General features: G+C 67.8%; 4 protein-coding genes. 3 read left to right on the top strand and 1 reads right to left on the bottom strand.

The genetic code is table 11. From position 1 onward, the window contains the following. Positions 1-3 precede the first annotated feature (3 nt). Positions 4-2,622, bottom strand: coding sequence for an alpha-glucan family phosphorylase (gene glgP / locus E6A21_RS10460; RefSeq protein WP_212745912.1), 2,619 nt, complete (start codon positions 2,620-2,622; stop codon positions 4-6). Between the two features lie 217 nt (positions 2,623-2,839). Between glgP and E6A21_RS10465 the strand changes: the two genes are divergently transcribed. The 3 genes from E6A21_RS10465 to glgB all read left to right on the top strand — a co-directional run bounded on the left by E6A21_RS10465 (position 2,840) and on the right by glgB (position 10,494). Further along, the gene (locus E6A21_RS10465; RefSeq protein ID WP_138444072.1) at positions 2,840-4,867 is read left to right on the top strand and encodes an alpha-1,4-glucan--maltose-1-phosphate maltosyltransferase; all 2,028 of its coding nucleotides are present in this window, start codon (positions 2,840-2,842) and stop codon (positions 4,865-4,867) included. Positions 4,868-4,966: 99 nt separating this feature from the next. Further along, positions 4,967-6,772, top strand: a complete 1,806-nt coding sequence (gene treS, locus E6A21_RS10470) for a maltose alpha-D-glucosyltransferase (RefSeq protein WP_138444073.1) — start codon at positions 4,967-4,969, stop codon at positions 6,770-6,772. Further along, positions 6,769-10,494: a 1,4-alpha-glucan branching protein GlgB gene (gene glgB / locus E6A21_RS10475; protein WP_138444074.1), complete on the top strand. Its 3,726-nt coding sequence runs from the start codon at positions 6,769-6,771 to the stop codon at positions 10,492-10,494. Before treS ends, glgB begins: the two co-directional genes overlap by 4 nt. Positions 10,495-10,889 lie beyond the last annotated feature (395 nt).

The raw sequence follows: 10,889 nt of genomic DNA on the forward strand, positions 1-10,889 counted from the left end.
TCCCTAGCCCGCGTTGACGACGAGGCCGAGTTCCGCCTTGGACGCCAACCCCTCGTGCCTGGGCATGACGCGCACCGTGTAGCCGAACGGGCCCGAGTGCTCGATCATTGCCTTCCCGCTGAACATGTAGCGCCCGTTGCCAAGGTTCTGTGCCGCCTCGAGTTCTTCGATGCGCGTGTGCGTGAGCTCGTCGCTCTCGTCGACCCGACCGTAGCCGAGCTCCACGAGGACGTCGCTCGGGTTGAGGACACCGAGGTTGAGGTATGCGTTGACGTGCAGCGTGTCGCCGATCTGCGGCACCTCGGAGAGCCCGCTCGAGTCGATGTGCTCGACGTGCACCTGTGACCAGTTCGTCCGGATGTGCTTCGTCCACGCGGCGAGCTCGCGGGCCTGCCGGAAGTCGTCGGCACGGGCCGAACGGCCGGAGGCGGCGGCCGGAGTGTAGAGCTCGCGCACGTAGTCTCCGAGCATGCGGTCGGCCGAGACGGCGGGGCCAAGGTGGGAGAGCGTGTGCTTGATCATCGAGATCCAGCTCTTCGGCACGCCGTGCGGCCCGTCGGGAGAGGGCCCCGCGGCACCCGCGGAATCCGCCCCGGCGGCCCGGTTGGGGACGCCGTAGAAGCGCGGCGCGATCTGGTTCTCGAGGAGGTCGTAGAGGGCTCCGGCCTCGACGTCGTCGCGCTCCTGGGCGCTCGCCTTGTCTCCGGCGGTCGGGATCGCCCAGCCGTTCTGCCCGTCGTACATCTCGTCCCACCAGCCGTCGAGGACCGAGAGGTTGAGGGAGCCGTTGATCGCAGCCTTCATCCCCGACGTTCCACAGGCCTCGAGCGGCCGCAGCGGGTTGTTGAGCCAGACGTCGCAGCCGGGGAACAGGGTGCGGGCCATCGCGATGTCGTAGTTCGGGAGGAACGCGATCCGGTGCCGGACCTCGGGGTCGTCCGTGAACCGGACGAGGTCCTGGATCATCCGCTTGCCCGCCTCGTCGGCGGGATGCGACTTTCCGGCGACGACGATCTGGACCGGGCGCTCAGGATCGAGCAGGAGCCGCTTGAGCCGGGCCGGGTCGCGCAGCATGAGCGTGAGCCGCTTGTACGTCGGAACGCGGCGCGCGAAGCCGATCGTGAGCACGTCTGGATCCAGCACCGTGTCGGTCCAGCGCAGCTCGGCGTCTGCCGCGCCGCGCTTCTTCCACGAGGCGCGCACCCGCCGTCGTACGTCCTCGATGAGGCGACCGCGAAGCTTGCGCCGCACCGCCCAGATCTCCTCGTCGCTCACGTTGAAGACGAGGTCCCAGCGTCCGCCCACAGCTGCGCCGGGCTCCATGAGCTCGGCCATCGTCGTGACGCTGGGGTCGATCCAGGTGGGGACGTGCACGCCGTTCGTGACGGACGTGATGGGCACCTCGGAGTGGTCGAAGCCCGGCCACAGCCCGGAGAACATTGCGCGGGAGACCTCGCCGTGAAGCTTGGCGACGCCGTTCGCACGCTGGGCGAGGCGGAGTCCCATGACGGCCATGTTGAACACCGAGGGGTCGCCGCCGTCGTAGCTCTCGCGGCCCAGCTCGAGGATCTTCGCGCTGGGCACATCCGGCGCGAGGCCCGCGTCGAAGAAGTACTTGATCTGCGCGGCATCGAAGCGGTCGATGCCCGCCGCGACAGGGGTGTGGGTCGTGAAGACGGTCGACGCGCGGCCCGCAACGAGTGCCTCGTCCCAGCTGAGCGGGTCCTCGGCTGCCATGAGCTCCTGGATCCGTTCGATCCCCAGGAAGCCAGCGTGGCCCTCGTTCGTGTGGAAGACCTCGGGCGTGTGACAGCCGGTGAGGCGCTCAAAGATCCGGAGCGCCTTGACGCCGCCCATGCCGAGGAGGAGTTCCTGCTGGAGGCGGTGGTCGCCGCCACCTCCGTACAGGCGGTCGGTGACCGCGCGTGCGCCGTCGTCGTTGGCCGGCACGTTCGAGTCGAGCAGGAGGAGCGGGACGCGGCCGACGTCGGCACGCCAGATGCAGGCGTGGAGCTTGCGGCCGTTGGGCAGGGGGAGCGTGACGACGGCGGGGCTGCCGTCCTCCTCCCTCACGAGCGTGAGGGGGAGCGCGTCCGGGTCGAGGACGGGATACGTCTCCTGCTGCCACGCGTCCCGGGAGAGCGCCTGCTTGAAGTAGCCGGACTGGTAGAGGAGGCCGACGCCGATGAGGGGCACCCCGAGGTCCGAGGCCGCCTTGAGGTGGTCGCCCGCGAGGATGCCGAGACCGCCCGAGTACTGGGGCAGGACCTCGGTGATGCCGAACTCCGGCGAGAAGTACGCGATGCACCGGGGCGCCTCGGTGCCGAGCGTCTGGTACCAGCGGGGGTCCTCGAGGTAACGGCGCAGATCCTCGCCCGCCTCGGCCACCCGCTCGACGACGTCTGCGTCGGCCGCGAGCGCGGCAAGCTTCTCCCGTGTGACAGACCCGAGGAAGCCGATCGGATCGTGCCGGCTCTCGGCCCACAGGTCCGGATCGAGGCTCTCGAAGAGGTCCCGCGTGGGTTGATGCCAGGACCAACGCAGATTGGTGGCGAGGGACGCCAGAGCCCCAATCGGTTCGGGGAGGACGGTGCGGACGGTGAATCGACGGATGGCCTTCACGAGCGCCACCCTATCCGAGCGCGACACGATGCTGAATACCCTCAGGTAACGAGCGGGTGAATGACGCACTTCGCCTTCCCCTTACCCGACTTGCTCGTACGTCAAGCCCTTCGCTTTCGCCCGCGTGTCCGGCTATCGTGGCGCATGAATCGGCCCTCTCGGTTCGGTCTTCGCAGATCGAGCCTCGGGGCTGTGTCCGCCGCGAAAGGATTCCGCAGTGCCTGGACTCGAGACCGCGCTTCCCGACAAGCTCCGCTTCGGACGGTTCCCCATCACCGATGTCTCGCCTCTCGTCGAGGGAGGCCGGTTCCCCGCCAAGGCCCTCCCGGGCGAACAGATTCTGGTCGCGGCGACGGCGACCCGCGAAGGGCACGATGCGCTCGGCGTCACCGCCGTCCTCCACAGCCCGCAGGGCGAGGAGAAGCAGCGTGTGCGGCTCGAGTCGCTGGGGCCGGGCCTCGACCGTTGGGGGGGAGTGCTCACGCCGGGCGAGCCCGGCCTCTGGAGCTTCACGATCGAGGCGTGGCACGACCGGTACGGCACCTGGCATCACAACGCGGACGTCAAGATCGCCGCGGGCGTGGACGTCGAGCTCATGCTCGCCGAGGGTGCCGCACTCCTGCGGGACGCGGCCGACGACGAGGCCCGCCCCGAGGCCGACCGCGCCGTCCTGCGTGGGGCGGCGGAGATCCTCGCAGACGGGAATCGGCCCGTCGAGGAGCGGCTGGCGGCCGGGGAAACCCCCGAAGTCCTGGGGGTCATCGAGCGCCGCCCGATCCGCGAGCTTGTGACCGAGACGGAGCACTTCCCGCTCCTCGTCGAGCGTGACCGCGCCGGCCGCGGCGCCTGGTACGAATTCTTCCCCCGCTCCGAGGGGGCCTATCGCGATCCCGAGACCGGGCAGTGGACGTCGGGGAACTTCCGCACGGCGGCGGAACGCCTTCCCGGTGTGGCAGCGATGGGATTCGACGTCATCTACCTCCCGCCGGTCCACCCGATCGGGCACGCGTTCCGCAAGGGGCCCAACAATTCCCTCAACGCGGGCCCGGGCGATCCCGGCTCGCCGTGGGCCATCGGCTCGGCCGAGGGCGGCCACGACGCGATCCATCCTGACCTCGGCACGTTCGATGACTTCGACGCATTCGTCGCCCGTGCGCGCGAGGTCGGCCTCGAGGTGGCCCTCGACCTCGCGCTCCAGGCGTCGCCCGACCATCCCTGGGTCGAGTCCCACCCGGAGTGGTTCACGACCCGGGTGGACGGCTCGATCGCGTACGCCGAGAACCCGCCGAAGAAGTACCAGGACATCTACCCGCTCAACTTCGACAACGACCCCGAGGGCCTGAGCAAGGAGGTGCTGCGGATCGTGAACCTGTGGATCGACCACGGGGTCAGGATCTTCCGCGTCGACAACCCCCACACGAAGCCGGTGTGGTTCTGGGAATGGCTCATCGGCAAGGTCAACGACGAGCACGGCGACATCGTCTTCCTCGCAGAGGCGTTCACTCGGCCGGCGATGATGAAGGCCCTCGGGCGGGCGGGGTTCCAACAGTCCTACACGTATTTCACGTGGCGGAACACGCGCACCGAACTTGAAGAGTTCTTCACGATGATCTCGAAGGACTGGGCTCCGTTCTACCGACCGAACCTCTTCGTGAACACCCCGGACATCCTCACCGAGTACCTGCAGTACGGCGGCATCCCGGCATTCAAGGCCCGCGCCGTGCTCGCGTCCACGGCCGCGCCGACGTGGGGCATGTATGCCGGGTTCGAGCTCTTCGAGCACGTGGCCCGCCCCGGGGCGGAGGAGTACATCGACAACGAGAAGTACGAGTACAAGCAGCGCGATTGGGCGCGAGCCGAGGCCGAGGGCCGCTCCCTCGCGCCGTACATCACGCGGCTGAACGAGATCCGTCGCGCCCATCCGGCGCTCGAGGACCTCCAGAACCTCACGCTCCACTGGAGTACGGACGACGCCACGATCGTGTTCTCGAAGCACAAGGTCCTCGAGGACGGAAGCAAGGACACTCTCATCGTCGTGGTCAACCTCGACCCCCTCAGCGCGCGCGAATCCTCCGTGCACCTGGACCTCGAATCACTTGATCTCGACCCGGATCTCTTCGACAGCGAGGGGAAGTTCCGTGTTGACGACCTCATTTCGGGGCAAAGCTGGCAGTGGGGAGCAGACAACTACGTCCGTCTCGACGCCTACGTCGAACCGGCGCACATCCTGCATGTGCGGCGCTAGGCGGCGGGAGAGGGGCGCTAGCCGACCGCAGCGGCCGGCGCTACCGTAGCCTCACTGCCCGGACACGTCGGCAAGACCGTCGGAAGGAGCACACGCCAGATGAACCTAGGCCAGCAGGCGAAGCAGAACTTCAATGTGAACGCGCCAGGCCTCCAACACGATCCGTACTGGTATCGCAAGGCGGTGTTCTACGAGGTTCTCGTCAGGGCTTTTGCGGACGCCAATGGCGACGGATCTGGCGATATCCAAGGCCTCATCGACAAGCTCGACTACCTGCAGTGGCTCGGGGTCGACTGCCTCTGGCTGCCACCCTTCTTCGAGTCGCCCCTGCGGGACGGTGGCTACGACGTCTCGGACTACGAGTCGGTGCTGCCGGAATTCGGCTCGATCAGCGACTTCCAGCGGCTCGTCGCCGAGGCCCATGCCCGCGGCGTGCGGATCATCATCGACCTTCCGATCAACCACACCTCGGACCAGCACCGCTGGTTTCAGGAGTCGAGGCGGAACCCCGACGGGCCGTACGGCGACTTCTATGTCTGGAGCGATACCGACCAGAAGTACACGGACGCGCGCATCATCTTCATCGACACGGAGGAGTCGAACTGGACGTTCGACCCGATCCGTCGGCAGTTCTTCTGGCACCGCTTCTTCAGCCACCAGCCGGACCTCAACTTCGAGAACCCGGCCGTAGTCGAGGCTGTCTTCGACGTCTTCAGGTTCTGGCTGGACCAGGGCGTCGACGGCATCCGGGCGGATGCCATCCCGTACCTCTTCGAGGAGGAGGGTACCAACTGCGAGAACCTGCCCGCGACCCATGAGTTCCTCGTCAAGCTTCGCGCGATGATGGACCAGAAGTACCCGGGCCGGATCATCATCGCCGAGGCCAACCAGCCCCCGCACGAGGTGGTCGAGTACTTCGGCTCCGAGGAAGCGCCCGAGTGCCATATGGCATTCCACTTCCCGATCATGCCGCGCCTCTACTACGCGCTCCGGGACCAGCGCGCCAAGCCGATCATCGACACCATGATCGACACCCCGGATATACCTCCGGGCGCGCAGTGGGGCACGTTCCTCCGCAACCATGACGAGCTCACGCTCGAGATGGTCACGATCGAGGAGCGCGAGGCCATGCTCGGCTGGTATGCCTCGGACCCTCGGATGCGGGCCAACATCGGCATCCGGCGCCGCCTCGCCCCTCTGCTGGACAATTCCCGCCACGAGATCGAGCTCATCAATGCGCTCCTGCTCTCGCTGCCGGGCAGCCCGTTCCTCTACTACGGGGACGAGGTGGGCATGGGCGACAACATCTGGCTCCAGGATCGCGACGCCGTGCGGACGCCGATGCAGTGGAATCCCGACCGCAACGCGGGCTTCTCGGTCGCGGACCCCGGGAAGCTCTACCTGCCGACGATCCAATCGCTTGTCTACAACTATTCGATGGCGAACGTGGAAGCGGAAATGGCCCACTCGGGTTCGCTCCTGCGCTGGACGAGGAACATCCTCGGAGTGCGCCGCGGACACCCGGTGTTCGGCCTGGGCTCCTACCGGAACATCGGCGCCGACGTCGAACAGGTGCTGGCGTTCGTCCGGGAGCTCAGACCGAACGAGGTTCCCGGGGAACCGGGGGAGACCGTCCTGTGCGTCTTCAACCTGTCGGGCCATCCCGTTGCCGCGCACCTTGACCTCGCGGGCTTCGAGGGACGCGGGCTCCGCGACCTCTTCGGGGGCGAGCCGTTCTCACAGGTCGGCGCCGACGGCCGGTTCCATGTGACCCTGGGCCCGCACGGGTACTACTGGCTGCGGATCCGCAGTGCCGGAAGCGTCCCGAGCAGCCCGTTCACTCAGGCGATGCCGATCATCACCTCGAGCGGTACCGTCACCCACGAGGGGGAACTGGTCGAATGACCCACACCCAAGAAGAGCCCATCCTCACTCCGCCGCTCGCCGAGCTCTTCGAGCGTTGGCTCCCGTCCCAGCGCTGGTACCCGGCCAAGGGCCGTCAGGCTGAGTTCGCCCGCACGGGCAGCATCCGGCTCGAGGACCCCGAGGGCCAGGTGGACATCGAGATCCAGCTGGTCAAGGTCAAGGCCGGCCGGCTCGAGGTCGTGCTCAACGTCCCCGTGACGTACAGGGAGGAGCCGCTCCCGGAAGCCGGGCACGCCCTCATCGGGCGGAGCGAACATTCGGCGTTCGGCCCGAGGTGGATCTACGACGGGGTGCATGACCCTGCGTTCGTCCGCGCGCTCCTGGCCCTCATTTCATCCGGGGGCCCCGCGAAGGCCGGGACGGCTTGGGGCCGCACGAGTGGCGCGGGCCGCATCCCGACCGGCGACGTGACGTGCCGCGTCCTCTCGAGCGAGCAGTCGAACACCTCGATCATCGTTCGGTCGGATGAGGCCGAGGCGATGGTGAAGGTGCTCCGCCAGCCGGCCGACGGTCTCAACCCCGAAGTCGAGCTGGGCGCAGCGCTCGCCCGTGTCGGCGCCGCCGACGTGCCCGCAACCCTCGGATGGGTCGACGGCGCGTGGAGCCTCCACGGCGACGGCTCGGTGCGCGGTCAGCTCGCCGTCGTCCATGAATTCCTGCCCGGCGGGAAGGACCTGTGGCAGCTCGCGCTCGACGCCGCGGCGGCAGGCGAGGAATTCTCGGGGCACGCGCGCGGGCTCGGAGCGGCGACGGCGCGCGTCCACCAGGCGCTCGAGACCAGTCTGGGCAGCGAGGAACTCGACAATGACGCCGCGATCGAGTTCCTGGGCGTCCTCGGCGAGCGGCTCCGGGCTGCATGGCAGGAGGTGCGGGGAAGCGTGGGGCTGCCTGACGAGGCGCTCGAGCGGCTGCTCGAGACTCTCGCGGGCGAGGCGCGGGGCCTGCGCGTCCAGAGGGTCCACGGCGACCTCCACCTCGGCCAGATCCTGCACTTCCCGGACCACTCCGAGCGCCCCTACGCGATCCTCGACTTCGAGGGCGAGCCCCTCCGCCCAGTCGCGGAGCGGAGCCGACCCGACGTGCCGCTCCGCGACGTCGTCGGGATGCTGCGCTCGTTCGACTACGCTGCCGGAGCCGCGGAGCGCACGGTGCCGGCTGCCCGGGTTCCCGCCGGGTGGGCCGATGCTGCGGGCCGCGCCTTCTGGGAGGGCTACGCCGAGGTGCTGCCTCAGCCCGACCCGTTCGACGGGCCGCTCTTCGCGGCCCTCTGGCTCGACAAGGCGCTCTACGAGGTTGCGTACGAAGAGCGGAACCGGCCCGCCTGGGCCGAGATCCCGCTGCGTGCGGTCCGCGCAGCGCTGAGCGCCTACGTTCCCGAGGGAGAGCACGCCGTGCCCCTCGCTCAAAGCAGACTCGCAGAACCGACGGTTGCAAGCCGTCCAGGAGAGGAGAGTGACGTGTCGGAGCACACTGAGCAGGAGGGTGCCGAGACTCGGGGGAGGGTGGATTCCATCGCCCCGATCCCGGTCCCCCAGGATGTCCTGAGCCGCGTCGCGTCCGGATCGTTCCACGCTCCGCACGCAGTCCTCGGAGCACATCTCGGCGAAGGCGGATCCGTGACCATCCGGACGGTCAAGCACCTCGCGACCGGAGTCACCGCGATCACCCCGGAGGGCCGCGTCCCGCTGCACCATGAGTCCCACGGGGTCTGGGTCGTCGCGCTCCCTCCGAGGGAGGACGGCGGCGTGCCCGACTATCGCCTCGAGGTCGAGTACGGCGACGGCCACGTCGTCAACGTCGACGAGCCGTACCGGTTCATGCCGACGCTCGGCGAGCTGGACCTCTACCTGATCGGCGAGGGACGCCACGAACAGCTGTGGAAGGCGCTCGGCGCCCGCGTGCAGCACTACCACTCGGTCCTGGGCGACATCGAGGGGACGGCGTTCTCCGTCTGGGCCCCCAACGCACAGGCCGTCCAGGTGAAGGGCGACTTCAACGGCTGGGACGGACGCGAGCACGCTATGCGGAGCCTCGGCTCCTCCGGAGTGTGGGAGATCTTCATCCCCGGCGTTGTAGCAGGGGCGTGCTACAAGTTCGGCATCCTCACCAAGTCCGGCCACTGGATCGAGCGCGCCGACCCCATGGCATTCGGCACCGAGGTTCCGCCGCGCACGGCCTCGCGCGTCGTCGAGTCGCGGTACGCGTTCAAGGACGAGGAGTGGATGCGGGCCCGCGCAACCCGTGACCCCCACAACCTGCCCATGAGCGTCTACGAGGTGCACCTGGGCTCATGGCGGCCGGGGCTCAGCTACCGGGAGCTCGCGACGGAACTCGTCGAGTACGTCAAGGAGATGGGCTTCACCCACGTCGAGTTCATGCCGGTCGCCGAGCACCCGTTCGGCGGGTCGTGGGGCTACCAGGTCACGTCCTACTACGCCCCCACGTCGCGGTTCGGCCACCCGGACGACTTCCGCTACCTCGTGGACCAGCTCCACCAGGCCGGCATCGGCGTGATCGTGGACTGGGTGCCCGCCCACTTCCCCAAGGATGAATGGGCCCTCGCACGCTTCGACGGCGAGCCCCTCTACGAGCACGCCGATCCGATGCAGGGCGAGCACCCGGACTGGGGCACCTACATCTTCAATTTCGGCCGGACCGAGGTGCGGAACTTCCTCGTGGCGAACGCCCTGTTCTGGTTCGAGGAGTACCACATCGACGGTCTGCGGGTGGACGCCGTCGCGTCGATGCTCTACCTCGACTATTCGCGCAAGGAAGGGGAGTGGCGGCCGAACCAGTTCGGTGGCCGCGAGAACCTCGAGGCGATCTCCTTCCTTCAGGAGGCGAACGCGACGGCGTACAAGCGGAGCCCCGGCATCGTCATGATCGCCGAGGAGTCCACCGCCTTCCCCGGCGTCACGAAGCCGACGTCGATGAACGGGCTCGGCTTCGGGCTCAAGTGGAACATGGGGTGGATGCACGATTCTCTGCAGTACATGCACGAGGACCCGTTCAACCGACGCTGGCACCACAACCAGATCACGTTCTCGATCATGTACGCGTTCAGCGAGAACTTCCTGCTCCCGATCAGCCATGACGAGGTTGTTCACGGCAAGGGCTCGATGCTGCGGAAGATGCCGGGGGACCGCTGGCAGCAGCTCGCCAACCTCCGTGCGTTCTACGCATACCAGTGGGCGCATCCGGGCAAGCAGCTCATCTTCATGGGCTGCGAGTTCGGGCAGGAGGGAGAGTGGAACCAGGAGCACGGCCTCGACTGGTGGCTCGCTGACACGGAACCGCACAAGGGCCTGCAGCGGCTGCTCCGGGACCTCAACAAGGTGTACCGCGAGACGCCTGCCCTCTACAGCCAGGACAACGACCCGGCTGGGTTCGAGTGGATCCGCGGGGACGACGACAACCACAACGTCCTCTCGTTCGTCCGATGGTCTGCCGACGGCCGGCCGCTCGTGTGCCTTGTCAACTTCGCCGGCAACCCCCACCTCGACTACACGACGGGGGTCCCGTTGAGCGGTGCCTGGCGCGAGGTCGTCAACACGGACGCGACGGAGTACGGCGGCTCGGGGGTCACGAATGGCGGCCTCGTCATGGCCGAAGCACGCGAGTGGGACGGGAAGCCCGCATCGGTGACCCTGACGCTGCCGCCGCTGGGCGCCGTGTACCTCGTGCCCGAGTCCCAGGAGTAAGGCAGGAGCAAGGCGGACAGGAGTAAGGCGATGGGCCCGGAATCTGCGGATTCCGGGCCCATCTGTCGGGGCCGCTCCGACGGTTGGCACTCCCTCCGAAGCGGTGGTATAGTCATATCCCGCGCCACCGAGAAGGATGGCGTGAGACCCCCTTGCTCGGTAGCACCGAGTCCGCTGGCCAGCTGGCCGGTTTGACTCGGTGAGGCAGAGCCGGTAGGTTAGGAAAGTTGCTTCGGAGCGGGCCAGAGGTTCTGGTGGGGTTCCGGAGGGGCCTGTTGTTTGAGAACTCAATAGTGTGCCATGTTTGATTCGATGCCGTTTTTTTGAATGGCTGGATTGTCTGGCCTGTGCTGCCGTTGTGGTGGTGTGGGCTGGGTTTTTTGGCTGGGATCGGG

Origin of the sequence: Sinomonas susongensis (genome assembly GCF_005877005.1) — a bacterium.
Taxonomy (GTDB): Bacteria; Actinomycetota; Actinomycetes; order Actinomycetales; family Micrococcaceae; genus Sinomonas; species Sinomonas susongensis.